Consider the following 25,156-nt stretch of genomic DNA (forward strand, 5'->3'; position numbering starts at 1 on the left):
GCTGCGCCGGCTACGCCAGCAGCGCGCCGCTCACCACCTCGAAATCCACGCGCTCCAGCCGTGCCTGGGCAAGCAGTTGGCGCAGGTACTGCCGCAGCGCCTGCACCCAGGCCTGCTGCTGCTGCGTCTCGTCTTCCGTGTCCGGCAACTGCAGGTTGCGCTCCAGCAGCGTGTCGATGGCCATGCCGGCCGTCGTGCTCATGCTGCCGTCGAGGTAGGGCACGTCGCGCGCGTCGAGCAGACCGTCGCGCTGAGCCGCCTGGCGCAGCAGCTCGAAGGTCACGCGCTGGCGAAGTTCCTCCTGGGGAGGAACCGTGTCCGGCGCGTGCAGCGCAATGCCATTGACGCGCGCCACCGGCGCTGCCGGGTCCACGGTCAGTGCGCTGACCGTCTGCCCGTGCCGCGTGCGCCCGCCGCTGCTGCAGCTGCAGCCACAGCCGCCGCCCGAACCACCGCCACATCCACTCATGAAATCCTCTTGATCGTTGTAGAACCATCCCGGGCGTCATGCTGCCGGGGCACGAAAGTTTCAGTGCATCGTGACCGCGGCGGCATCCTTCCACTGGCACGGGAGGGTCGGCGAATGGAAGGATGCCCACGCACCGGCCACTACTACGCAAGAAGGATGGACTCGGGATTCAAGCCCCAGCGCTGGAATGATCCCGCAGCCAAGCCCTTGCTTGCCGGTGATGCTGCAAGGCGTTGACTGGCCTGCAAGCGGTGCCTTGGGCCGCATTGGTCAGCGCTGCCGGGAAAGGCGTGAGCACAGGCACATCGGCGACCGGACTGCGTGCCTGCGGTGCTACTGCACCAGGGGTGTCTCGGCAACCTCGAAGGTCACGTGCTCGAGCGTCGCAGCCCCTGCAAGCACGCGCAGGTACTGACGCAGTGCGGTGACCCAGGCATGCTGCTGCAGTGACAAGGTCACCGCAGGGCGTACTTGCTCGAAAGGCAGCGCTTCACCCCCCTCGCGTGCGAGCACCTCCACCACGTGCAGACCGTGGCGGCTGTGCACGAGGCGCGGCAGCACGCCGACCTCGGAGTGACCGAAGATTTCTCGGCCGAACTCGGGCGCCACGTCGGCCGCCGTTACCACGCCCAGCTCGCCTCCTTTGGCGCCGCTGGGGCAATTCGACAGCTCGGCGGCGGCCCGGCCGAAGGCGCCACTGGCCGTGTCGGCGCAGCGCAACTCCAGCAGCAGCGCCTCGGCGCGCTTGCGCAGCAGGTTGACGTCCACGCCGGGCGTGACGGCAAACAGCACGTGGCGCAACTGCACCCGTTCCCCTGAACTGAAGCGCGATGCATGCGCCGCATGGTGGCGTCGCAGTGCTTGCTCATCCGGCTCGGGCAGCCTCAGCTCGACTGCCAGCAGCTCGTCAATGGCGCCCGACGCCGCCGCGCTGACGCTGCCGTCAAGCTGCGGCACGTCGCCCTTGTCCAGCAATCCCGATTGCACGGCCGCCTGGCGCAGCAGCTCGGCGCAGGCGCGCTGGCGAAGATCCGGCTCGTCCGGGCGCCGGCCCGGCGCGTGCAGCGCCACGCCGTTGATGCGCGCCACCGGCTCGTCAGGATCGACCAGCGGCGCACTCATCACCGGCAGGTCGTGGTGGTGAGAGGACTCGCTCTTTCCGCCGCATCCGCAGCCGCCGTGGCCGCCTCCACATCCGCTCATGATTGCTCCTCCGAAATAGTTGCCGCACGGGTCTTGACAGCCCCTGCCGCGTGTCTGTCTCACTGCCGGGGGCCGTCATTGCCGCCTTGGCGTGCACGAAAACGGAGCGGCTGGCCGGCCTTGTCAGGTTGCCGGCCTGCCGCGGGGCTTTTCTCAGTGCCGGCCTTGCACCGGCTCGACCGATGCCGGGACGGAGGCGCCTTGCACATGCATGGCCGGGCGACCCACGGTCTGCTCCAGCGTGCGCTGCGGCGCCAGGTGCCCGGCGGGCAGATTCAGGCGGCGGCTGCGCACCACCTGGTACGGGCGCAGCAGGTAGCCCACCGAGGCCAGCCCGCTCCACACATGCACCAGCCGCGTGAAGGGGAAGACCAGGAACAGCGTCATGCCCAGGATCATGTGGATCTTGAACACCCAGCCCACCGTAGCGAGCTCGGCGCCATCGGCGCGGAACGTCACCACGCGCTGCGCCCAGTCGGCCAGCACCAGCATCACGCTGCCGTCCATGTGCTGCGCCGAGAACGGGATGCTGGCCAGGCCCAGCGCCAGCTGTACCCACAGCAGGCCCAGCAGCATGATGTCGCTGGGCTTGGAGGTGGCACGGATGCGCGGATCGGACAGCCGGCGGTTGAGCAGGATGTTCACGCCCGTGAAGGCCATCAGCCCGGCGACGCCGCCGCTGACCATGGCCATGAGCTGCTTGGCACCCGAGCCGATGAAGGGCTCGTAGAGCGCGTGCGGCGTGAGCATGCCCACCGTGTGGCCGAACAGTAGGAACAGCACGCCGGCGTGGAACAGGTTGCTGCCCACGCGCAGGCTGCCGCTGCGCAACAGCTGCGAGCTGTCGCTCTTCCAGGTGTACTGGTCGCGGTCGAAGCGGATCAGGCTGCCGACGAAGAAGACCGCCAGGCAGATGTAGGGGTAGAGGCCGAAGAAGAAGTGATCGAAGGCTTTCATGCCCGTGCTCCTTGGGAGTCAGGGTGGCTGGTCGTCTTGCGCACGATGTGGATGGGTTGGGGCTGCCCCGGCGCGGCCTGGCCGCGGGTGCTGCAGCCGTCAAACGCCGGCGGCTCGGCCCAGGCCTCGTCCAGCGGCTCGTCAGCCTGCACCTTCACCGCCTGCGGTCTCTCGCCGGCGAGCTCCAGCACGGCCGCCAGCACGCAGGCGTACGGGCTCTCGCGCTTGAGCAGCGCGCTGAAGACGGCGTTGAGGATGTGCGCCATCTCGCCCAGGAACTCGCGCGCCACAGTCGGCGGCTGCGTGGAGACGAACTCCAGCACCACCGGCAGGTGGTCCGGCAGCTCGGTGTCACCCAGCTGCAGCCCGGCCTGCGCGTAGGTCTCGACCAGGTCGATCATGGCCGGGCCGCGCTCGCGCGAGTCGCCATGCACGTGCTCGAACAGGTGCAGCGAAGTCGAGCGCCCGCGGTCAAAGGTCTCGACGTAGCGCTCCTCCACCTCGTACGGGTCACCGCGCAGCAGCGACAGCATCAGCGCGCGCAGCTCCTGGCGGCGCGGCGGGGGCAGCACGGCCTCGTCGTCGAGCGCCTGTGCCAGTTCGGGCAAGGCGGCGCGCAGCTCCGCGCCCGGGTAGCCCAGCAGCGCCGCAAGCACGCGGGCGGTGAGCCGGTGGTCCTTGGCTTTTCGGTTGAACATCGCAAGCTCCTTCAGACCGTGGCCTGGATGGGAATGGTGCGCTTCTTCTTCGCACCGAACAGGCTCGTTTCACCAGCACCGTCCGAGCAGCCGTTGCCGAAGCTGAAACCGCAGCCGCCGCGCATGTCGAAGGTGTTCTCGGCGTACTCGCGGTGCGTGCTCGGGATGACGAAGCGGTCCTCGTAGTTGGCGATGGCCATGGTCTGGTACATCGCCTCGGCCTCGGCCTGGTTCAGGCCCACCTGCAGCAGCGCGGCCGGGTTTTCGCGGCCTTCCACGTGCTTGTCGCGCTGGTACGCACGCATGGCCAGCATCCGCTCCAGCGCGCGCACCACGGGCTTCTCGTCGCCAGCCGTCAGCAGGTTGGCCAGGTACTGCACCGGGATGCGCATCTGCTGCACGTCCGGGATCTCGCCGTTGACGCCCAGGTGCCCGGCCTGCGCCGCGGAAGTGATGGGCGAGAGCGGCGGCACGTACCAGACCATCGGCAGCGTGCGGTACTCCGGGTGCAGCGGCAGCGCCACCTTCCACTCCACCGCCATCTTGTAGACGGGGCTCCTGCGTGCCGACTCCAGCCAGGCCTCGGGGATGCCGTCGGCGCGGGCCTGCTCGATCACGCGCGGGTCGTTCGGGTCCAGGAAGATGTCGAGCTGCGCCTGGTAGAGGTCCTTGTCGTGCTCGACGCTGGCAGCCTGCTCGATGCGATCCGCGTCATAGAGCAGCACGCCCAGATACCGGATGCGGCCCACGCAGGTCTCCGAGCACACCGTGGGCTGGCCGGCCTCGATGCGCGGATAGCAGAAGATGCACTTCTCGGCCTTGCCCGTCTCCCAGTTGTAGTAGATCTTCTTGTAGGGGCAGCCCGAGACGCACATGCGCCAGCCGCGGCACTTGTCCTGGTCGATGAGGACGATCCCGTCCTCCTCGCGCTTGTAGATCGAGCCCGAGGGGCAGGAGGCCACGCACGCCGGGTTGAGGCAGTGCTCGCACAGGCGCGGCAGGTACATCATGAAGGTGTTCTCGAACTGGCCGACGATCTCCTTCTGCGCCGCCTCGAAGGTGGCGAGGTTCGCGTCCTTGCTGCGCTTGGAGAATTCGCCGCCGAGGATCTCCTCCCAGTTCGGGCCCCACTCGATCTTCTGCATGCGCTGGCCCGTGATCAGGCTGCGCGGGCGCGCCGTGGGCGCCGCCTTGCTCTCAGGGGCCGACTGCAGGTGGTCGTAGTCGAAGGTGAAGGGCTCGTAGTAGTCGTCGATCTGCGGCAGGTTCGGGTTGGCGAAGATGCGCATGAGCAGCTTCCACTTGCCGCCCTGGCGCGGCTCGATCGAGCCGTCGGCGTTGCGAATCCAGCCGCCGTTCCACTTGTCCTGGTTCTCCCACTCCTTGGGGTAGCCGATGCCGGGCTTGGTCTCGACGTTGTTGAACCAGGCGTATTCCAGCCCCTTGCGATTCGTCCAGACGTTCTTGCAGGTCACGCTGCAGGTATGGCAGCCGATGCACTTGTCCAGGTTGAGGACCATGCCGATCTGAGCACGTACTTTCATGGGTGTACTCCGTTTCTTGTCGCGTGCGGGTCAGGCGTGTGCGGCCGCAACCGGCTCGTCATCCAGCCAGTCCACCTTGGCCATCTTGCGCACCACCACGAACTCGTCGCGGTTGGTGCCGATGGTCCCGTAGTAGTTGAAGCCGTAGCTGTACTGCGCGTAGCCGCCGATCATGTGCGTGGGCTTGACCACCACGCGCGTGACAGAGTTGTGGATGCCTCCGCGCGTGCCGGTGATCTCCGCGCCCGGCGTGTTGATGATCTTTTCCTGCGCGTGGTACATGAGCGTCATGCCCTCGTTGACGCGCTGGCTCACCACCGCACGCGCGGCAATCGCGCCGTTGGCGTTGAAGAGCTCGACCCAGTCGTTGTCGGCGATGCCGGCCTTCTTCGCGTCCACCTCGCTGAGCCAGATCACCGGGCCGCCGCGGTTGAGCGTGAGCATCATCAGGTTGTCGCTGTAGGTGGAGTGGATGCCCCACTTCTGGTGCGGCGTGATGAAGTTGAGCGCGATCTCCTTGTTCCCGTTGGGCATGCGGTTCATCACCGGGCCCACGGCCTTGAGGTCCACCGGCGGGCGGTAGGACACGAAGCCCTCGCCGAAGGCGCGCATCCAGTCGTGGTCCTGGTAGAACTGCTGCCGCCCGGTGAGCGTGCGCCAGGGGATGAGCTCGTGCACGTTGGTGTAGCCGGCGTTGTAGGAGACTTTCTCGCTCTCCAGCCCCGACCAGGTCGGCGAGGAGATGATCTTGCGCGGCTGCGCCTGCACGTCGCGGTAGCGGATCTTCTCGTCCTCGCGGTGCAACGCCAAGTGGGTGTGGTCCAGGCCCGTCTGCTGGCCCAGGGCGTCCCAGGCCTTCACGGCGACATGGCCGTTGGTCTCGGGGGCGAGCATCAGCACGACTTCCGCCGCGTCGATGTCGGTCTCGATCTTCGCCATGCCCTGGCTGACACCGGGCTCCTGCACGCGGCCGTTGAGCTCACGCAGCGCCTGCACCTCGTCCTTGGTGTCCCAGCCGATGCCCTTGCCGCCGTTGCCCACCTTCTCCATCAGCGGGCCCAGGGCCGTGAAGCGCTTGAAGGTGTTGGGGTAGTCGCGCTCGACCACCGCAATCGACGGCGCCGTCTTGCCGGGAATGAGCTCGCACTCGCCCTTCTTCCAGTCCTTCGCGGCGAAGGGCTGCGCCATCTCGGCGGCGGTGTCGTGCATCAGCGGCGTGAGCACGACCTCCTTTTCCACGCCCAGGTGGCCGACGCAGACCTCGGAGAACTTCCTGGCGAAGCCCTTGTAGATCTCCCAGTCCGACTTCGCCTGCCACGCCGGGTCCACCGCTGCGGACAGCGGGTGGATGAAGGGATGCATGTCCGAGGTGTTGAGGTCGTTCTTCTCGTACCAGGTGGCCGTGGGCAGCACGATGTCGGAGTACAGGCAGGTAGTGCTCATGCGGAAGTCGAGCGTGACCACCAGGTCCAGCTTGCCTTCGGGCGCCTGCGCGTGCCACTTCACCTCAGTGGGCTTGGCCTCGTCCTTGCCCAGGTCCTTGCCCTGCACGCCGTGCGTCGTGCCCAGCAGGTGCTTGAGGAAGTACTCGTGGCCCTTGCCCGAAGAGCCCAGGATGTTGGAGCGCCACACGAACATGTTGCGCGGCCAGTTGTCGGGGTGGTCCGGGTCCTCGCAGCTCATCCTGAGCGAGCCGCTCTTGAGGCCCTGCACCACGTAGTCCTTGGCGTCCTGGCCCTGCGCGGCGGCCGCGGCGGCGAGCGTGAGCGGGTTGGCCTGCAGCTGCGGCGCGGAGGGCAGCCAGCCCATGCGCTCGGCGCGCACGTTGTAGTCAATCATGCTGCCGCCGAACTTGGACTTGTCGGCCAGCGGGGAGAGGATCTCGTCCACGCCCAGCCGCTCGTAACGCCACTGGTCGGTGTGGGCGTAGAAGAAGCTGGTGGAGTTCATCTGGCGCGGCGGGCGCAGCCAGTCCAGCGCGAAGGCCAGCGCCGTCCAGCCGGTCTGCGGGCGCAGCTTCTCCTGGCCGACGTAGTGCGCCCAGCCGCCGCCGCTCTGGCCGATGCAGCCGCACAGCATGAGCATGTTGATCACGCCGCGGTAGTTCATGTCGGCGTGGTACCAGTGGTTCATCGCCGCGCCGATGATGATCATCGACTTGCCGTGCGTCTTGTCGGCGGTGTCGGCGAACTGGCGCGCCACCGTGATGGCCTGCTCGCGCGGCACACCGGTGATGGCCTCCTGCCACGCCGGGGTGTAGGGATGGTCGTCGTCGTAGCTCTTTGCCGCGACCTCGCCCGGCAGCCCGCGCGCCACGCCGTAGTTGGCGGCCAGCAGGTCGAAGACGGTCGCCACCAGCGCGCTGCGCTGCTCGCCCTCCTTGCCGAGCTTGATGCGCTGCACCGGCACCACGCGGCGGATCACGTCGCCGGCCGTCTTGCTGGCGTTGAAGTGCGGCGTCTGCACGCCGCCGAAGTACGGGAAGGCGACTTCGGCTGTCTCGGCGGCCAGGCCGTCCACGGCCTGCCCTTCCAGCGCGCTGAGCTTGAGCTTCACCGCCTGGCCGTGGCGCGCCTCCTTGGCCTCCAGGTTCCACTGGCCCTGCGCCTTGCTCCAGCGAAAGCCGATGGAGCCGTTAGGCAGCACCACCTTGCCGCTCTCGTCGATCGCCACCGTCTTCCACTCGGGGTTCTCGGCCTGGCCGAGCTGGCCGTTGAAGTCGCTGGCGCGCAGGTAGTGGGCGGGCACGAGGGCCTTGGCGCCGTCGGCCAGCACCTGCTCTTCGAGTTGCACCAGCAACGGCAGGTCGGTGTAGCGGCGCGCGTAGTCGTCGAAGTAGCTGCTGCGCTTGTCGAAGTAGAACTCCTTGAGGATGACGTGGCCCATGGCCATGGCCAGCGCCGCGTCGGTGCCCTGCTTGGGGTGCATCCACAGGTCGCACAGCTTGGCGACCTCGGAGTAGTCGGGCGTGACCGCCACGGTCTTGGCGCCCTTGTAGCGGACCTCGGTGAAGAAGTGGGCGTCCGGGGTGCGCGTCTGGGGCACGTTGGAGCCCCAGGCGATGATGAAGTTGGAGTTGTACCAATCGGCCGACTCGGGCACGTCGGTCTGCTCGCCCCAGGTCTGCGGGCTCGACGGCGGCAGGTCGCAGTACCAGTCGTAGAAGCTCATGCACACGCCGCCGATGAGCGACAGGTAGCGCGAGCCCGCGGCGTAGCTGACCATCGACATGGCCGGAATCGGCGAGAAGCCGATGATGCGGTCCGGCCCGTGCTTCTTGGCGGTGTAGACGTTGGCCGCGGCGATGATCTCGTTGACCTCGTCCCAGGTACTGCGCACCATGCCGCCCAGGCCGCGCTGTTGCTGCCACTCGCGCCGGGCATCGGCGTTCTCGACGATGTTGGCCCAGGCATCCACCGGGCTCTTGGCCACGGCGCGCGCCGCGCGCCAGTGCTTGAGCAGCCGCCCGCGCACCATCGGGTACTTCACGCGGTTGGCCGAGTACAGGTACCAGCTGTAGGACGCGCCGCGGGCGCAGCCGCGCGGCTCGTGGTTGGGCAGGTCGGGGCGGGTGCGTGGGTAGTCGGTCTGCTGGGTCTCCCAGGTGACGATGCCGCCCTTGACGTAGATTTTCCACGAGCACGAGCCCGTGCAGTTGGTGCCGTGGGTGGAGCGCACGATCTTGTCGTGCTGCCAGCGTGCGCGGTAGGCGTCCTCCCAGGTGCGGTCCTCGCCGGTGGTGACGCCGTGGCCGTCGGAAAAACTCTCCTTCGCCTGGGCGAAGTGGGTGAGTCGATCAAGGAAGTGGCTCATGCTGGTTGCTCTTGGTTGGGAGTGCTGCGGTTGTGGACTGCTTCAGCAGGGCATGGGGGCGTTGCGGCGGCTGTAGAACCACCAGGTCACGGCCACGCAGGTGACGTAGAAGGCGATGAACGCGTAGAGCGCGGCGTCCACGGAGCCGGTCAGGGCGATCGAGCTGCCGTAGCTCTTGGGGATGAAGAAGCCACCGTAGGCGCCGATGGCCGAGGAGAAGCCCAGCACGGCCGCGGCTTCCTTGTTGGCGTCCTTCACGGCCTGTTCCTGCGCGGCAGGGTTCTTCGCGGCGGCGCGCTGGCGCTCGGTCAGGAAGATCACCGGGATCATCCGGAACGTGGAGCCGTTGCCGATGCCCGAGACCGCGAACAGCACCAGGAACGACAGCAGGAAGCCCATGAAGCTGCCGCCCTGGCCGCCGTGCGGCAGGAACTTGATGACGGCGAGCACGCCGGCGCCCATGACGATGAAGGACCAGAAGGTCACGCGGGCGCCGCCGAGCTTGTCGGAGAGCCAGCCGCCCACCGGGCGCAGCAGCGCGCCCACCAGCGGGCCCAGCCACGCGTACTGCAGCGCGTTGACGCCGGGGAACTGGCTCTTGATGAGCAGCGGGAAACCGGCGGAGTAGCCGATGAAGCTGCCGAAGGTGCCGATGTAGAGCCAGCACATCAGCCAGTTGTGCTTGCGCTTGAAGATGACGGCCTGGTCGGCGAAGGAGGCCTTGGCCTCGCTCAGGTCGTTCATGCCGAACCACGCGGCCAGGGCCGAGACGGCGATGAACGGCACCCAGATGAAGCCGGCGTTCTGCAGCCACATCGGGACCTGCTGGCCCGCCTTGGCCACCATCTGCGGCTCGCCACCCACGCTGCCGAACACGCCCGCGGTGATCACCATGGGCACGACGAACTGCACCAGCGACACGCCCAGGTTGCCCAGGCCGGCGTTGAGGCCCAGCGCCGTGCCTTTCTTCGCCTTGGGGAAGAAGAAACTGATGTTGGACATGGACGAGGCGAAGTTGCCGCCGCCAAAGCCGCACAGCACGGCCAGCAGCGCGAACACCTCGTAGGGCGTGTCGGGGTTCTGCACCGCAAAGCCGATGCCCGTGGCGGGCAGCAGCAGGCTGGCGGTGGAGATCGCCGTCCAGCGCCGCCCACCCACGATGGGCACCATGAAGGAGTAGAAGATGCGCAACGTCGCGCCGCACAGCGCCGGCAGCGAGGCCAGCCAGAACAGCTGATTCGTGGAGAACTTGAAACCCACCGTGGGCAGGTTCACCACCACCACCGACCACACCATCCACACCGCGAAGGCCAGCGTCAGCGCTGGAATCGAGATCCAGAGGTTGCGGTTGGCCACTGACTGGCCACGGGCCTGCCAGAACGACGGGTCCTCCGGGGACCACTGACCGATCACGTACGAGGAAGCCATTCTTGAGCTCCTTGGCTGTCAGGTAAGGGAATGAACTCGGGTGCGCGCACTCAGGCCGCTTCGGGGCCCATCACGCGGCGCTGGCGCACTTCGGTGAAGTACATCCAGATGAGCGACACCCAGACCACGCCGTAGAGCAGCATGAAGGCGCTGGAACGCACGCCGGTGAGGTCCATGAGCGCGCCGAACAGGATCGGCAGCAGGAAGCCGCCCAGGCCGCCGGCCAGGCCGACGATGCCGCTGATGGCGCCGATGTTCTTCGGGTAGTCGTCGGCGATGTACTTGAAGACGCTGGCCTTGCCGAAGGCCCAGGCCACGCCCAGCACTGCCATCAGCGCGGTGAAGGTGTAGACGTTGAGGCCGATGTGGAAGGTGGCCGGGCCGTTGACGGTCAGCACCGTGAAGTCGGTCTGCGGGTAGGACAGCAGGAACAGACAGATCCAGCTCACCCACATGACCCACCATGTGACCGAATGGGCGCCGTACTTGTCCGAGAGCCAGCCGCCGATGGCGCGCAGCACGCCGCCGGGCAGCGAGAAGCAGGCCGCCAGCAGCGCGGCGACGCGGATGTCGAGGCCGTACTCGCCGACGTAGTACTGCACCATCCACAGCGACAGCCCGACGTAGCCGCCGAACACGATGCTGTAGTACTGGCAGTACTTGAGCACCTTCGGGTCCCTGAGCGCCTTGAGCTGCTCCGTGAACTTGACGTTGGAGGACACCAGGTGGGCAGGATCGCTGTGGCTGAACAGCCAGAACAGGATCACGGTGCCCAGCATCACGGCGGCATAGACCTGCGGGACCATGGTCCAGCCGGCGGCCACGACGAGGGCCGGGGCGATGAACTTGTTGACCGCAGCACCCGAGTTGCCGGCGCCATAGACGCCCATCGCGAAACCCTGGCGGTTCTTGGGGAACCAGCGCGCGACGTAGGGCGTGCCCACGGAGAAGGCGCCGCCTGCGAGGCCCACGAACAACCCGATGGCGATGAAGTGCCAGAACTGGGTGGCGTAGGCCATGAGGAAGATGGCCGGCACGGTGCAGGCCATCAAGATCGTCATGACGATGCGCCCGCCGAAGCGGTCGGTCCAGATGCCCAGCGGCACGCGCACGAGCGAGCCGGTGAGCACGGGCATGGCGGTGAGCAGGCCGAACTCCGTGGCGTTGAGTCCCAGCGCCTTCTTGATGGGGATGCCGATGACGCCGAACATCATCCACACCATGAAGCACACGGTGAATGCCAGCGTGCTGACGACCAGAACGGACAGTGCCTGGCGACTGCGATTGACGCTGCTTTCCTGCAGCGCCGAGGCAGTGGCAGTGACGGGAACGGCCATGAAAGCTCCCCAGTTCGTTGCTCTTGGGCGCTGACTTTTTCAGCAACGAACTGGCCGGCCCATCCTTCTGAAGGCCAGTCAGCCAGGACTGGAAGGAGGATGGTGCCGTCTGCCGGAAGAACGATGGGTGCTAGCGCAGCATCGTTCTAAGGGAGTATTTGCTTGCGACCACACCGAAACGGCTTGTCAGACAAGCCAGGCAGGCGTTTCACAACGCGGCCCTTGTGCGGTTGCCGAGCATCATACTTGTTTTCAATCAAGGCACCGCTTCATGGCCTTGAATAATGCACGGGGCGACTGGGTTCCGAGTCGCGGCGTCACCCAGGCAATGTGGAGCTCGATGGGGGCACCGTCAGCGTGACGCAGCTGCCCGCGCCGGGCACGGCGTCGAGCTGCACCTGCGCGCCGATGCGCGCGGCGCGCTCGCGCATGATCTTCAGGCCCACGTGCGTCTCGGCGCGGTCGGCCTGCGGGTCGAAGCCCACGCCGTCGTCGCGCACCTCGAAGCGCCAGCCCGTGCCCGCACCGGCCGAGACCTCCACCCACACCTGGCTGGCCTGCGCGTGCTTGCGCACGTTGGACAGGGCCTCCTGCACCACGTGCAGCACCTGCACCTGCACGTCCGGGTCCAGCGGCAAGCCGTGGCCCTCGATCTCCAGGTGCGTCTTCAGGCCCGTCTGGTGCTCGAACTTCTGCAGCGTGGTGCGCAGCGCCGGCTCGATGTGCTCGGCGTTGGTGCGGGTGCGGAAGTGCACCAGCAGCTCGCGCACGTCGCCCATGCACTCGCGCACGCCGGTGTCGAGCTCATCGAGCGTGCGCTCCACGCGCGCGTCGTCGCCGCGCTGGCGCGCCGCGCGCAGCAGCTGCACCTGGATCTTGAGGAAGGCCAGCGACTGCGCGATGGAGTCGTGCAGCTCGCGCGCGATGAAGCCGCGCTCCTCGGCCACCGCCTGCTCGCGCTCCAGCGCCGCGGCGCGCAAGCCCTCCATCGCGCTGGCCAGGTGGCTCGCCAGGGCGTCGAGCAGGCTCCTCTCGTCGTCGCTGAGCGGGGCTTCCACCCTGTAGAACAGGTCCACCTCGCCCAGCAGCCGCTGCTGCAGCCGCACTGGCACGCTCACCAGCATCCGGAAACCTTCCTTGGCACAGTGGCCCAGGGTCCGGTCGGCGGCGCGAATGGGGATGACACGCATGCGCGCATCGGCGGCCGACTGGCCGCACAGGCATGCGCCGGTCGGCACGCAATGCTCACTCTGACTCATGGCTGCGGGCAACCCGTCGCCGGCCAGCAGCATGTAGCGCTGGTTGGCTTCGTCTGACCAGCGGATGGCAGCCGCATCGGCACGCGATATCCCACGCACGTGCGCGGCGAACCCTTGTGCCATGGCCTCCAGCGTGTCAGCTCGGGCCAGGAACGCGCTCACGTTGTACAGCGCCTCCAGCCGCTCGCGCTGCACCACCAGCCTCGCAGTCTTCTCACGTACCTTGCCCTCCAGGTCGCTGTAGAGAGACTGCAGCGCCTGCGCCATGCGGTTGAAGCCGGCAGCCAGGCTGCCAAACTCGTCCTGAGCGATGGCTTCGATGCGCGCGGTGAAATTGACCCGCTCCACCTGCTCGAGGCCGCGCTTGAGCCGTACCAGCGGCTCCAGCACAAAGAGGTAGACCGTATAGGGCAGCAGGGCAGCCGCAGCCAGGACCAGCCCAAGCATCGTGAGCTGGAACAGGCGCAGGATGTCCGTGAAGCGCGCCAGCCGCTGCTCGATTGCACCGACCAGGATATCGACGGATTCCACAAAAGCTTCAGCCTGGGCTGGCACTTGCGACGCAGCGGGTGGAGGCTGTCGTTCCCACCGGGCCCGCAATTCCTTCCACTGACCCATCACGTCAGCAAAGGCTTCCCGGGTCGGGTCGTCCCATGGCACGAACAGCGGGCGCGACGGATTGCCATGGGCCAGCAAGTCCAGGCTTTCCTCGAAACGGTCGAACCGGGTCCGCAACTGCAAAGCCGGTTGCGTATCCAGCAAGGCCGCAAGCTGCCAGGTCTGCATCCGAAGTCGGCCTGCTTCGTTGACTGCCGCCGCCCCACCCTGAAGCTGCCAGCTCACCCACAGCGTGAGGCTGATCGAGGACAGCGCCAGTACCAGCACGGCGATGCCGATGGCCAAAAGCTTGCGTGCGAGCGTTCCGTGTCGGACCATGTTCAGACAGGTTATCTGGCGGACGGCGTATTTGCCTGACATCTGCCCGGCATCCGCAACCCGCCTTGCGGAGGCTGAAGTTCCCGGCCAACCGATGCGCCGGCGCTGTGAGAAAACTCCATAAGCGCGCTGCTGAAGTCACCGCCATGCGTCGAGTGACAGAATTTCGCAACACGCAATCCCATGCGCCCACACTGGTTATGGGTCCGCTTGTCCTTCTCGGGGTATGGAGACCGCGAGCGCTGCCGGGCTTGACAGACCCTCTCCACGAACGCTGCATGCCGCGAGCCGGCCATGGGCCGCAGGTACGGTGCACCGCGGCCGCCGAAGGTCGGCGCAGCGGTTCGCGCAGGCCAGCAACGCAGGTCGCGCAGCGAGCAGATTGCTTCCAGTGGAGGGACTCCCGCGGACGCGCAAACGACGCTGGTCCAGGCCTGTGGTGGACCAACCCAGGAGCCTTGGTTCTGCCGAGTTGGCCAATCGACACTTGACTGTTCTTGCGCAGCACATTCGGGGGATCCGCTGCCGGTCACGAAATTGAAGCAGTTCAAGGAATCGGGGAGCGGCGTGAATACGATTCACGACATCGCAACCAGCAAAGGAAGGAGGAAGGCAGCCCAAGTGCAACGCCGTTCGGCGTGTCCTCGCCTGTTGGTGGCTCAACTATCCAGGCACGGCAGCATGCGTTTCATGACGGAGGTCAAGTCCGTCACCCACGGTGGCGGAGCCAAGACGCAATGCTGTTCTTTCCGAACTGCAAGGCACAATGTTTGTTGACAAAGGCATCCTCAAGTCGGTGTGCATCCACCCCGATGCAGCATCCTTCGCGTAAGTGTGTTCTGGGCTGGCTTTGCCAGCCCACTTTTTTTTCCGGTCTGTCCAGAAGGATGGGTTGTGAAGCGGCGCGCCTTGCCTGCTCGCCGCACGTAGACCGTGGCCGTGGGCGAAGTGCATCAATCTCATGAACGGATGCTGTGCATTCGCGGTCTACAGGACGGTGTAGGCGCGATCAAGCCGCGACATCCACCGCCGCCGAGGCGAAAGAATATTCGATGCATCAGCAACGCACGACAGGCAGTTCTTGAACCAGTTCAAGGCTGTGGCGCGCTGGCACTGGCACCGTGGCGAAGCTGCGGTTGCATGCGTTGTGATCCGGCGGCCTGACGTGTGTCGCGGGCAAGCAGGAATTGCAGGCACCAGCCTGGCAAGCTCTGCGTCGCGTAGAGGAATTCCAAACCCACCACCCAGCCGTACTGGTCAGCGCCATCGCTGCACGTTGGATGACGTGCTTGCTTCCTCCCCTCGCCCGGCTGTGAGTTGGTGACTTGATGCTTGGCGTCGGCCAGGCACCCAAACGTCTTCGACATGGCCAGGCAGATGCACGTTGTCCATGCAGGTCGCGTCAGTCCTGAGGCTGGTGCGACGCCCACCGCCAAACCAGCACAGGGACCATCGCATGACTTCGATGCTCTACGACGCCGTGACGACGGAAGAGGATTGCCAGTTGTTGCAACACCGCATTGCTCCGATCTGGCCAGCCGCCCTGGAGTCCAGCCGAAAGCAACAGCGCAATTCATCTCGCAACCAGGTCCGACGAAGTCGAGATCAGAAGCAGTTGTCTGAGCGGCTGTCTCGCATTCGCGCTGCCTATGCCGGTCTTCCCTTGCCGCTTCAACACAGGCGGTACGAGGCTGCCCGCTATATGGGCATCACGGAGGGAGAACTGATCGCCGCACATGCCGGCCCGGCCAGTCTGAGGGATGGTGATCCGATCAAGGCGCACCGCCTGCGGCCGCAATGGCGCCGTATCGCTGACGCATTGCCCGTGCTGGGCACCGTCCGCACCATCGTCGGAAATGCCTGGTGTCGGCTGGAAAGTACAGGTGCTGCCGACAAGGCCATGTCCAATCCGCAAAGCGTGGCCTTGGCGCCACCGCCCGTCGACCGCCGCACCCGTGACGCGCGTGCGCAGCCGCGAGCTTGGAGCCATGGATTTGCCATCGAGCAACGAGACGCCGCCGGTGCCAGTTGGCAGAGCTTGCAGTTCTTCGATCCGCTTGGACTGTCCGTTGCGGAAGTGGTGTTGACGGAAGGTTCGCATGTGCGTGGTTTCCACGAAATCGTGCGCAGGTTCAGCACCTCGGAGCCGGCTACGGGGCTGTCAGCCGCAGCGGCCAATCAGCCACGGCACCACAGGATTGACCCGGTCATTGATGAAGCCGCATTCCGCGCGGCCTGGTCCGCAATGCGCAGCGTCAACGACCTCATGCGACTGCGTGCCTGCTCACGCCTGTCCTTCGCGGGAGCCTGCCGTCTCGCCGGGCCTGAGTTCGCTCGCGAGCTTCCTGGCAGCGCCGTGCTTCGGTTGCTGGAGGCCCTGGCCCATCTGAAGCTCGGCATGGCGGTGCACGTGTACGGCCGCACGGGATACCAAAGCCGCCGTTGCGAGTTCAACGGCGTGCGTGTTGATGGCGACGTGGTGCGTGCCGAGGGACCTCAGCACGGCTTGAGCCTGTACCTGGCAGGCATGCACCATGTCTGGCTGGTGGTGCTGCCATCGAACGACGGGCTGCGGCATTCGATGGTGTTGCTCGACAAGCTGGCCGAACCCGTCGTCGCGTTTTCTGGCAGCGCATTGACGCACATCATGAAGGGATGGTGATGGGGGCTCCATCCCGAAGTTTCATGAAATTCATGGCATCGCAATCATGTCGGGCTCTACGCCAGATTCATTGATTGGACGATTGGCGCCGATGGCCCGTGGCAGCACCATGGCAGTGGGCCATCGCTTTCGGGCTGGCCCGTCAATCAACCGACCAACCTGAGGAGCGCGACATGCAATGGATCGACCCGGCCTACGCCGACATTCGCCTGGGATTTGAAGTCACCGCGTACGTGTACGTGCGCTGAGCCGGCGGGTGGCCGGGTTCTCGCCCGGCCGCCGCACAGCCATGCAGGAGACACGTGTCATGTGCGACACCACATTGGCGAGTCCGCTGGATCGTTTCGCGATCAACCCGTTGTACCTGTTCCGATGGGAAGCTACGCAGCAGGCCCACGTCCTTCTCTACCCGGAAGGCATCGTCAAGCTCAACGAGACGGCGGCACAGATCATCATGCGCTGCGACGGACAGCGCACGGCCGCTGAGGTGGTTGGCGAGTTGCAATCGGTCTATCCCGGAGATGACGAGCGCGTTGCTTCGGGGGTCTACAGATTTCTGGAGGTGTTTCGTGCCAAAGGATGGATCCGTCGTCAGGCTTGATGGGCAAGGGAAGCCGCTGTGGCTGGTGCTCGAGTTGACCTACCGCTGTCCGCTGAAGTGTCCCTGGTGCAGCAACCCGGTCAATCTGGACATGTCTCCAGGGCAGGAACTGACAACTGCCGAGTGGATGCGAGTGTTGCGTGAGGGCCGTGAGCTCGGTGCATTGCAGCTGGGCTTCACCGGTGGCGAACCCATGCTGCGCGATGATTTGGAGGAACTGGTCGACGAGGCAAGCCGACTGGGCTACTACACGAATCTCATCACCTCCGGGGTCGGGCTGACCGAAAGGCGCCTGAGCGCCCTCAAGGCTGCGGGTCTCAACCAGATCCAGCTGTCACTGCAGTCCAGCCGCCGCGAGCTGACCAATCGGCTGGTTGGCGCACGCGTCTTCGACCTGAAGATCGACGTGGCCAGGAGGATCAAGGCCGCGGGCTTTCCCATGGTGCTCAACGTGCCGCTGTTTCGCCAGAACATTGAGCAGACCGGCGAGATGCTGGCGTTGGCCGAGGACATCGGCGTTGACTACCTGGAGTTCGCCAACATCCAGTACTACAACTGGGCAATGCTCAATCGCGACGAGCTGCTGCCCACGCGTGACCAGATCGAGCAAGCCGAACGCACCGTGCAGGCTGCCCGCGCACGCCTGGGCGAACGCATGACGATCTATTTCGTCATTCCCGACTACTACGAGCAGCGCCCCAAGGCCTGCATGAACGGCTGGGGCTCCATCCATCTGACCATCGCACCGGACGGCGCGGCGTTGCCTTGCCAGGAATCGCGGCTCATCAAGGGGCTGGACTTCCCGAGCGTGCGCGACAAGAGCCTGGCCTGGTTGTGGAACGAGTCGCCGACCTTTCGCAAGTTCCGAGGCCAGGAGTGGATGCGCGAGCCGTGCCGCTCGTGCGATGAAAAGGAGAAGGACTTCGGTGGATGCCGTTGCCAGGCATTCCTGCTCACCGGGGATGCCTGCAACACCGATCCGGCCTGTGCCCGCTCTCCCGACCATCATCTCATCGGGGAGGCGGTGGCCAAGGCGCACGACCCGGTACGCTTCATCAAGCGGCTGATCATGCGCGGCGAAAACCCTGTACCCCATGGCGAAGCTTCTTGACTCGGCCGGAATGGCCGTGGCATTGGGTGTAGCCCTCACGGCCGTGCTGGCGTTTCTGTTGCGATTGACGCACTGAGATCATGGACGCTCCACTTTTTGACGTCCTGGCGCGCTGGGTCCACTTCCTGGGCGCGCTGGTGTGGATCGGACACAACTACGCCACGGCCGTCAACCGCCCGCGGTACGTGCCCCTGACCAGCGCCGACCTGGCCGACCTCAACAGTCCGCGGCAGCAGGCGTTGCTGCAGCGCGAACACGGGATCTTTCGGCATGCCTCGCTGCTGACCTGGGGCAGCGGCCTGTTGATGCTCTGGCATCGGGGCTGGCTGCAAGACGCGGTTGCCTTGCGGGGCGACCTTGCACCGCTTGGTCTGGGCGCGTGGATAGGCACCATCATGGTGCTCAATCTGTGGTGCGTGCTCTGGCCCAACCAGAAGCGAGTCCTCGGCTTCGTGCCAGCGTCGATGGAGCAGCGCCTGAAGTGCTCCAGGCGTACGTTCTTGTCCGCGCGCGTGAACACCATGCTGTCCATCCCGCTGCTGTTCTTCATGGCAGCGGGTGCGCACGGCGCTTTTCTCTTCCACTGAAATACGTGTCAGCGATGCTCGGCTACAGCTTCTCGGCAGCGGCGGGGCCGCTGCCACGCGACGTCGTGGCCGAGGTCAGCGACGCCTGTCGTGACTGGCGAGGGCTTGGCTCGGTGCTTGCGCTTTCCTTCGTCGCAGAAGACTACCGGGAGCTCCAGCAAGGCGTCGAAACCCGGCTGCGGCGCCTGCTGGCCATCCCGAAGCAGTTCAAGGTGCTCTTCATGGCTGGCGGTGCCAGCGCGCAGTTCGCCCTGTTGCCGCTGAACCTGCTGGCTGGCCGCGAGGCGGCCTACGTCGATACGGGGCACTGGTCGCGGCGGGCTCTTGCGGAAGCAAGCCGCTATGGGAAGGTGCGGTGCATCGCGATGTCGGACGAGCGGTTCGGTGACCCTGACGCGTGGGACGTGGAAGGTGTGGCCTACTGTCATGTCACCAGCAACGAAACGGCCGATGGCTGGCAGTTCGAGGCTATGCCGGTCGTGTCCGTGCCGCTGGCCGCGGACATGACGTCCGACCTGCTGACGCGACCCATGGCACTTGATCGCCCGGCGCTCGTCTACGCCGGCACCCAGAAGGCCATTGGCGTACCTGGACTGACGCTGGTGATCGTGCATGAAAGCCTGCTGGGTCAAGCGCATCCCGCGACCCCTCGGGTCATGAACTACGGCGCCCAGGCCGCGGCGCAGTCGCGCCTGAACACGCCGCCGGTTTTCGCCGTCTTCGTCCTGGACGCCATGCTGCGCTGGGTGGAGCAGCGTGGCGGCGTGGCAGCCATGGCCGCGGCCGCCCAACGCCGCAGTTCCGAGCTGTACGCTGCGCTGGACTGCAGCGACGGCTTTTACCGGGCCAGCGTGGCAAGGGCCCAGCGCTCGCGCGTCAATGCATGCTTCCAGTTGCATGACCCGGCCCTCTCTGACGCATTCGTCGCCCAGGCGCGAGCGAGAGGACTGTCCGGCCTGCAGGGGCATCCGCAGGTGGGCGGACTCCGTGTGAGTCTCTACAACGGCACGCCAGACGCGGCCGTCGCGACGCTGCTGGATTTCATGGACGAGTTCCGGCGCGCGCATGGCTAAACCGCTGACGCCGCTGGCCTTGCGCGTACGCTGGACACTGCCGCGCCTGGGGCGTACAGCCCTGACAACCAGCGCCGTCATAGGTCTCCCGGTGCCGGCCATGGGCCTGACTTTTCCGGGGCCCGTTGGGCTCGCAGCCGGGTTCGATCGCCACGGGACGCTGCAGCATGTGGCGCACCGAATCGGGTTGGCATCAATCGAGACCGGTTCGCTCCTCGGTGAGCAAATGAGCTGTCGCGGCAGGCTCCCGGCGCGCCCTGGCAGGCGTGCATTGTGCGGCGTCAGCCTGGGCAAGAGTCCGCGCGTTCCATGGGCGCAAGCCGAGCCCGACATCCTGGCAAGCCTGGCCGCGCATGCGGGGAAGGCCGACTACGTCACGTTCAATCCCGGCCGCGATTTCTCCGATCCGCGGCGCCTTGCCGAGTTGCTGGCAGTGCTTGCACAAGCTTGTGAACGGCGGCGCCTGCCGCTGGTGGCCAAGCTGCCTGCGGCCATGTTGGCCGGCGCCCGGCCCGAAGCCGTGGCCGAGCGCCTGATCGACGCCGGCGCCAGGGGTCTGCTGGTGAGCGCCGAAGGCGACCGCAGTGCGCTCGCGACGCTGCAACGACTCGCTGCGGCCTTGCCTGACGACATCTGCCTGATCAGCGTTGGGGGCATCGATTGCGCCGACCAAGCACTCGCGCGGCTGCAGGCCGGAGCACGGCTCGTACAGGTCCATCGCGGCATCTTAAAGCGGGGTATCGCAATGGTGGCCGAGATCAACCACAGGGCGCGGCTTCGTCCGAGCGTGTCACGGTACTGAAGTCGACTGCTGCAGGATGCCGTGCGCGTATGCCTGGACCTTGAACGCGGGCGATGTGAGCACCGGGACTGACTTTGCTGCTCGCCCGTGCGGCTTACTGGGACTGCAAGCCTCCTTAGCGCAATAGGCGTGCCCCATCCACTGCTTGAGTTCCGTCAGGCGCATGGCGCTTCTTGAACTGGGTCAAGGAAACAGGAAGATTCGGTCCCTACATTAAGGTGTATCGAAAATGCATCTTTAGCGATCCACCACGGAGCCCTGATGACCCAGCCTACCTCCGGCACAACGATCGACGTTCGCACCATTGTTCCGCGTGAGCGCCATTCGTTAATCCTCCAGACCTTCCAAGGCCTCGGCGACACCGAGTCGATGGAAGTCGTTGACGACCACGACCCGCGCCCCCTGTACCACCAACTGCAGGCTGAGTCGTCGCAACCCGGCTCCCTGGTCTACCTGCGGAGCGGTCCCGATGTCTGGCGGGTGCGCATCACCAAGCAGGCGCGACCTTCCAGTGATGGACTTTGCTGCGGCGCCTGCGGCGGCGCCTGAGCGCGCAGCCGCAGATCGACCGCTGCTGAGCCGACATGGGACGGCCCTGCTGCTTTTCCCGCAGGCATCCAAGATGCGCTGATACACCGGGGAGCCGGCCATGAAGCACACATCGTTTACCGACTACAGCTTGCGCGTGCTCATCTACTTGGCAGTCAACGCGGGACGCAAGTCGACCATCGCCGAAATTGCCGCTGCCTTCGACGTGTCCGAGAGCCACCTCAACAAGATCGTGCATTTCCTGGGCAAGCACGGCTGGATCGTCACCATCCGCGGCAAGGGCGGTGGGCTGATCCTGTCCAAGGCACCTCGGGACATCTGCATCGGTCAGGTCGTGAGGGACACGGAAGGCGGCGTGGTACCTGCGGAGTGCTTCGAGCCCGGTGGCGGCCACTGCCTCATCCGCAACTGCTGCGGGCTCCAGGGCGTCTTCAGTGAGGCCGTGCAGGCCTTCTATGCCGCCCTGGACCGCTACACCCTGGCCGACGTGCTGAGCGCGCCCCAGCTCGTCGCCCAGGCCCTGACCTTCCATCGCTTGCGACCGGCGCTCGTGGCAACAGATCCTGCGGCTCAATGATGTTGACAAGGCAACGGCAAAACCGGTGTCATTGCCAGGTCAAACCTCGGGGATTCCGCACGGTCGTGAGCCTTGAGCACCTTGTGTTCCTCCTCGTGCTCACCACGTGAGACGAATGCAACGCCCAGGTTGCAAACCTTCAAAGAGCCCTTCGTGAACATCGACAGATTCAAGAACCAGCATGCCCAGATTCTCGACTTCATCGAGAAGATGCGGCGCTGCTCGCATGCGGGAATCATCGAGCATGCTGAGCAGATCGCCCAACTCATCGTGGCGATGAGTGCCGTGGTCAAGCTGCACCTGGCGGCGGAAGATCAAGCGCTGCATCCGGTACTTGATGCGGCCAAAAATCGCGAGCTTGCCCATCTCGGACGCCAGTTCCAGGCCGAGATGGCTTCGATTGCGTCGCAGTACAACGCCTTTGCGCGCCAGTGGAACACGGCCGCCCGAGTACAGGCCGACCTGGACGGCTTCAGGGCACAAGCCAATCAGGTACTGCGCACCGTGTTCGAGCGCATGCAGCGCGAGAATCGCGATTTCTACCCGGCTGTCGAACGGGGTGTGGTCGGGCCTGCGTCGACAAGCCGTAGTATTTCGGGGCTCCTCGCATGACGAGCGCACCATGAGCCAGCCTGCCAAGCTGTTGATTCCCGCACACATCGATGCAGCAGGGCCGGCATCCGTGGCGGCCGTCGAGGATCGCCGCCTGTGTGGCGATCTCGCGATGTGGCTCGTCATTGCGCTCGAGATGCTGACCTTCGGCCTGATGTTCGTTGTCTATGCCGTGGCCAGGGCGCAAGACCCGGCAACATTCCGTGCGGGCCAGGCGAGCCTGAATCTGCATCTGGGCGCCGTCAACACGGTGATTCTCTTGACCGGCAGCTGGTGTGCCGCGCGGGGCGTACTCGCACTGCGCCGCGCCAGGGTCCACGCTGGCGCAAGATGGCTCTGGGGGGCAGCGGCGTTCGGCGCAGTGTTCCTGGTCGTCAAAGGGTTCGAGTACCGGCAGAAGCTGAACGCCGGCTATGACCTGGAGACCGATGTCTTCTGGATGTTCTATTACCTGCTGACCGGCTTCCACTTCCTGCATGTCGCTGCCGCGGTGCTCATCCTTGCCGTGGTTGCCTTTCTCGCGCCGCGCAGCCACTGGGGTCCGAGCGACACGCACACGCCTGAAACGGCGGCTGTGTTCTGGCACATGGTGGATCTGCTGTGGGTGGTGCTTTTTCCGCTGGTGTACGTGCTTCGATGATCAACTTGCGCAACCGCATCGATGCCCTGTGGCTGGCTACCCTGGCGGCCACGGGCGCTTCCTGGTGGGTAGGAGAGTCGCCGCTTGGCGAAGATGCAATCTGGCCTGTGGCCATGGTTTTTGCGTTGTCGCTGGCCAAGGGCCTGATCATTGCGCAGGACTTCATGGAGCTGCGCGGTGCGCCAGCCCTGTGGCGGCGATTCGTGGTCGGATGGCTGCTGGTGGTGATCCTGGTGATCGTGGCCTTGCGGATCCTGACACCATGAATTCGCGGCAAAGTGCTGCACCAAGTCGAGCATGTGTGTGACCACGTCTCGGCCTCGTGCACAACGGGTGTCAGCACGCTGCAATACCGCACGGCCGAAGTCCGGCATGACGACCGATCACGCTGACGCCGGCAACTGCTTGAGCCATTGCAACAGCGACAGGATCAGCCGGTCGGGTTTCTGCAGCAAGCCCCGGAGCCCGGGCGAATGGACCCTGGTCATCCACTGAACCACCTGATGCACAGCAGTCAGTGCAAGAAACGGGACTGACCCAGGACACCTGCTTCCTGTGCGGCATGACGCAGGTCCTGCACGGCATGCGGCTGTCGTGGCCGTCGTTGCCCTGCAGCGTGCAGTGGGCACAGCAGCAGCAGCTCGTGATGCGCTTCCCTTCGGGACAGCAGCCAGGGCTTGTCGTCCCTCTCAGGAAAGAGGGTGGACCTTCGTCCGAGGTTTGATCCGGCAACAGCCGCTTACGGCATGCTGGAAGCCGGGATATTTACTTGTCCGCAAGCACTTGATGCGCAAGCTTTTCTTGCGGTCAGGTGACATTTTTCCTGAGTAGGACAATCACTTCTTTACCCGGGCCAACGCCGGGACCTCGGCGCGATGCTTGCGTCGGCCTCCTGCAGCAGCTGGCACTCGACGGTAACCGGCTCAAGCCCGTGTCCACATCAACAGTGCTGTCTGCGATGATGCGTCTAGCGACTGGCGTTGAGTCATCAACTTTCAGAGCAATACTGCGATATGGTTGTCGGGAGACATGATCTCGGGCCATGGCAGCATCTGGGCCTGCCCGCCTTGCCAGCGAGCCATTCCCCTGCCCGCCCCCATCAGCAAGCCCGGGCCGCGCTCGTCACGCCAACTGCAAAGTGCACAAATTTCCAGCAGTTCGCCCAAGCGGATCATCTGCTCGGGTGCGTCCGGGTGCCACAGCAGCGCCCGGCCGCTGCGCTGCGCGCTGAGCAGGAAGCTGCCTCCCGGTCCGGCACAAATGTCACCGGCATAGCCTGCGCCTTCCGTGTCCCGAGGGCGAATGGGCAAGGTCAGTGTCTGGCCATCCCAAAGTGCCAGCAGCGGCGCGCGCAGGCGCTCGTTGCGGTCGTCATGCTCAGCTTGCAGCGCAATCCCGAGCAAAGGCTGGTCTCCCCCTTCGGACCACGCCATGTGACGAATGCTCAGTCGCGCATCGGCCAATGTCCACTGCCGCAGCACGTGGCCTTGCACAGCATCCACCAGCAACAGCGCGGGCGCCATGCGCTCGAAGGCTGTCTTGCGTCCGCGGGTATCACGCACGATGCCACCCAAGGCCACCAGCAACTGCCCGCTGCCTGGGTCCAGGAGTATTTGGTGTGCATCCATGCCGGGCAGGCGCCACGCACTGTCGGTGCGTAGGCTTTGCGCATCACGGCGCACGAGCCAGGAGCGGCCATCGCTGCGATCGGTCTCGGTGCTGTAGAGCCAGCGCCCATCGACACTCAGCAACAGGTGGCCGTTGAAGGTGCGGGGCGATCCCTCATCACGCCCGGGATGGAGCCAGCGGGGAGTGTCTGCTTCGTCGGCCGGCACATGGACCAACCAGTCGCCTGGCCGTGCGGCCACGGCGTAGAAGCCACCGCGCCCGTCCGCCAGCAAGCCGTGGGCACGACTGGGAACGGTCAGCACGCGGGTCCATGCGCGCCGGTCCTGGGCCCAGTCCAGTTGCAGAATGCCTATCCGGTGAGCGTGCGGGTCGAGGTCGTCTGCCGCCTCGGCGCCAGGCCGCCAGGCCATCGCCAGGGTCTGCGGGCGCGGCGCATCATGCCCGGACGGGGAAGTAGCGTGTGCGGGGGCCGACACTGCCTCGGCCGCAAGCAAGCTCGCGATCTGGGCCAGGACTGCACGTCGGTTCATCAGGCTCGGCATGACTGCGTTGTAAGCGGCCGCTGCGCGGCGTCCTTGCCTAAACGCTCACGCCGTGCAAGGCCGAACGCAGCGGGCTGGCGGCGAAGTGCTGCTTCCACAGCCGTGGCGTGAGCTCGGCCACGCGTGC

23 protein-coding genes are annotated in these 25,156 nt (G+C 65.8%); 13 read left to right on the plus strand and 10 right to left on the minus strand.

Annotation, left to right across the window (positions count from 1 at the left end):
• Window positions 1-10 precede the first annotated feature (10 nt).
• From FJ694_RS23340 to FJ694_RS23380, 9 genes are all read right to left on the minus strand, one after another.
• Entirely contained in the window at window positions 11-469 is a 459-nt protein-coding gene (locus tag FJ694_RS23340) for a hypothetical protein (RefSeq protein ID WP_157269722.1), read from the minus strand.
• A 333-nt stretch (window positions 470-802) separates the two neighbouring features.
• On the minus strand, window positions 803-1,672 hold the full coding sequence (locus FJ694_RS23345) for a peptidylprolyl isomerase (protein ID WP_157269723.1): 870 nt from the start codon (window positions 1,670-1,672) through the stop codon (window positions 803-805).
• Window positions 1,673-1,825: 153 nt separating this feature from the next.
• Window positions 1,826-2,629 carry a respiratory nitrate reductase subunit gamma gene (gene narI / locus FJ694_RS23350; RefSeq protein WP_157269724.1) on the minus strand — a complete coding sequence of 268 codons (804 nt, stop codon included), beginning with the start codon at window positions 2,627-2,629 and terminating at the stop codon, window positions 1,826-1,828.
• Window positions 2,626-3,327 (minus strand): nitrate reductase molybdenum cofactor assembly chaperone, encoded by a 702-nt coding sequence (gene narJ / locus FJ694_RS23355; RefSeq protein WP_157269725.1) that lies wholly within the window; start codon window positions 3,325-3,327, stop codon window positions 2,626-2,628. The genes narI and narJ overlap by 4 nt, the downstream gene beginning before the upstream one ends.
• 11 nt (window positions 3,328-3,338) lie before the next feature.
• On the minus strand, window positions 3,339-4,871 hold the full coding sequence (gene narH, locus FJ694_RS23360; RefSeq protein ID WP_157269726.1) for a nitrate reductase subunit beta: 1,533 nt from the start codon (window positions 4,869-4,871) through the stop codon (window positions 3,339-3,341).
• A gap of 30 nt (window positions 4,872-4,901) precedes the next feature.
• Window positions 4,902-8,684, minus strand: coding sequence for a nitrate reductase subunit alpha (locus tag FJ694_RS23365; protein ID WP_157269727.1), 3,783 nt, complete (start codon window positions 8,682-8,684; stop codon window positions 4,902-4,904).
• Between the two features lie 42 nt (window positions 8,685-8,726).
• Window positions 8,727-10,112, minus strand: coding sequence for a NarK family nitrate/nitrite MFS transporter (locus FJ694_RS23370; protein ID WP_157269728.1), 1,386 nt, complete (start codon window positions 10,110-10,112; stop codon window positions 8,727-8,729).
• Between the two features lie 50 nt (window positions 10,113-10,162).
• Window positions 10,163-11,449 carry an MFS transporter gene (locus tag FJ694_RS23375; RefSeq protein ID WP_157269729.1) on the minus strand — a complete coding sequence of 429 codons (1,287 nt, stop codon included), beginning with the start codon at window positions 11,447-11,449 and terminating at the stop codon, window positions 10,163-10,165.
• 317 nt (window positions 11,450-11,766) lie between these two features.
• Entirely contained in the window at window positions 11,767-13,494 is a 1,728-nt protein-coding gene (locus FJ694_RS23380; RefSeq protein ID WP_232540190.1) for a histidine kinase, read from the minus strand.
• Between FJ694_RS23380 and FJ694_RS37270 the strand changes: the two genes are divergently transcribed.
• The 13 genes from FJ694_RS37270 (at window position 13,393) to FJ694_RS23440 (ending at window position 23,124) form a co-directional block, all read left to right on the plus strand.
• The gene (locus tag FJ694_RS37270; RefSeq protein WP_232540191.1) at window positions 13,393-13,683 is read left to right on the plus strand and encodes a hypothetical protein; all 291 of its coding nucleotides are present in this window, start codon (window positions 13,393-13,395) and stop codon (window positions 13,681-13,683) included. The genes FJ694_RS23380 and FJ694_RS37270 overlap by 102 nt on opposite strands.
• Window positions 13,684-15,100: 1,417 nt before the next feature.
• A complete protein-coding gene (locus FJ694_RS23385) occupies window positions 15,101-16,306 on the plus strand; it encodes a ChuX/HutX family heme-like substrate-binding protein (protein WP_198320954.1) in 1,206 nt (401 codons plus the stop codon).
• Window positions 16,307-16,479: 173 nt separating this feature from the next.
• On the plus strand, window positions 16,480-16,554 hold the full coding sequence (pqqA, locus tag FJ694_RS38025) for a pyrroloquinoline quinone precursor peptide PqqA (RefSeq protein WP_157269747.1): 75 nt from the start codon (window positions 16,480-16,482) through the stop codon (window positions 16,552-16,554).
• A 59-nt stretch (window positions 16,555-16,613) separates the two neighbouring features.
• Window positions 16,614-16,907 (plus strand): pyrroloquinoline quinone biosynthesis peptide chaperone PqqD, encoded by a 294-nt coding sequence (pqqD, locus tag FJ694_RS23395; protein WP_157269732.1) that lies wholly within the window; start codon window positions 16,614-16,616, stop codon window positions 16,905-16,907.
• Entirely contained in the window at window positions 16,876-18,018 is a 1,143-nt protein-coding gene (gene pqqE, locus FJ694_RS23400; protein WP_157269733.1) for a pyrroloquinoline quinone biosynthesis protein PqqE, read from the plus strand. The genes pqqD and pqqE overlap by 32 nt, the downstream gene beginning before the upstream one ends.
• A gap of 80 nt (window positions 18,019-18,098) precedes the next feature.
• Window positions 18,099-18,605 (plus strand): urate hydroxylase PuuD, encoded by a 507-nt coding sequence (locus FJ694_RS23405; protein ID WP_157269734.1) that lies wholly within the window; start codon window positions 18,099-18,101, stop codon window positions 18,603-18,605.
• A gap of 14 nt (window positions 18,606-18,619) precedes the next feature.
• Entirely contained in the window at window positions 18,620-19,678 is a 1,059-nt protein-coding gene (gene serC, locus FJ694_RS23410) for a 3-phosphoserine/phosphohydroxythreonine transaminase (protein WP_157269735.1), read from the plus strand.
• Window positions 19,671-20,480 carry a beta/alpha barrel domain-containing protein gene (locus FJ694_RS23415; protein WP_157269736.1) on the plus strand — a complete coding sequence of 270 codons (810 nt, stop codon included), beginning with the start codon at window positions 19,671-19,673 and terminating at the stop codon, window positions 20,478-20,480. The genes serC and FJ694_RS23415 overlap by 8 nt, the downstream gene beginning before the upstream one ends.
• A 261-nt stretch (window positions 20,481-20,741) precedes the next feature.
• The gene (locus FJ694_RS23420) at window positions 20,742-21,029 is read left to right on the plus strand and encodes a DUF2249 domain-containing protein (RefSeq protein WP_157269737.1); all 288 of its coding nucleotides are present in this window, start codon (window positions 20,742-20,744) and stop codon (window positions 21,027-21,029) included.
• 100 nt (window positions 21,030-21,129) lie between these two features.
• On the plus strand, window positions 21,130-21,606 hold the full coding sequence (locus FJ694_RS23425) for an RrF2 family transcriptional regulator (RefSeq protein ID WP_157269738.1): 477 nt from the start codon (window positions 21,130-21,132) through the stop codon (window positions 21,604-21,606).
• A 153-nt stretch (window positions 21,607-21,759) separates the two neighbouring features.
• On the plus strand, window positions 21,760-22,218 hold the full coding sequence (locus tag FJ694_RS23430; RefSeq protein WP_157269739.1) for a hemerythrin domain-containing protein: 459 nt from the start codon (window positions 21,760-21,762) through the stop codon (window positions 22,216-22,218).
• Between the two features lie 10 nt (window positions 22,219-22,228).
• Window positions 22,229-22,858: a cytochrome c oxidase subunit 3 family protein gene (locus tag FJ694_RS23435; RefSeq protein ID WP_157269740.1), complete on the plus strand. Its 630-nt coding sequence runs from the start codon at window positions 22,229-22,231 to the stop codon at window positions 22,856-22,858.
• Window positions 22,855-23,124 carry a cytochrome C oxidase subunit IV family protein gene (locus tag FJ694_RS23440; RefSeq protein ID WP_157269741.1) on the plus strand — a complete coding sequence of 90 codons (270 nt, stop codon included), beginning with the start codon at window positions 22,855-22,857 and terminating at the stop codon, window positions 23,122-23,124. Before FJ694_RS23435 ends, FJ694_RS23440 begins: the two co-directional genes overlap by 4 nt.
• A 729-nt stretch (window positions 23,125-23,853) precedes the next feature.
• Here the strand turns inward: FJ694_RS23440 and FJ694_RS23445 are convergent.
• Complete coding sequence (locus FJ694_RS23445) at window positions 23,854-25,029, minus strand: DUF1513 domain-containing protein (RefSeq protein ID WP_157269742.1); 1,176 nt, start codon at window positions 25,027-25,029, stop codon at window positions 23,854-23,856.
• Between the last annotated feature and the right edge of the window lie 127 nt (window positions 25,030-25,156).

The sequence above is a fragment of the Azohydromonas aeria genome (genome assembly GCF_009760915.1).
GTDB classification, from domain to species: Bacteria; Pseudomonadota; Gammaproteobacteria; order Burkholderiales; family Burkholderiaceae_C; genus Azohydromonas; species Azohydromonas aeria.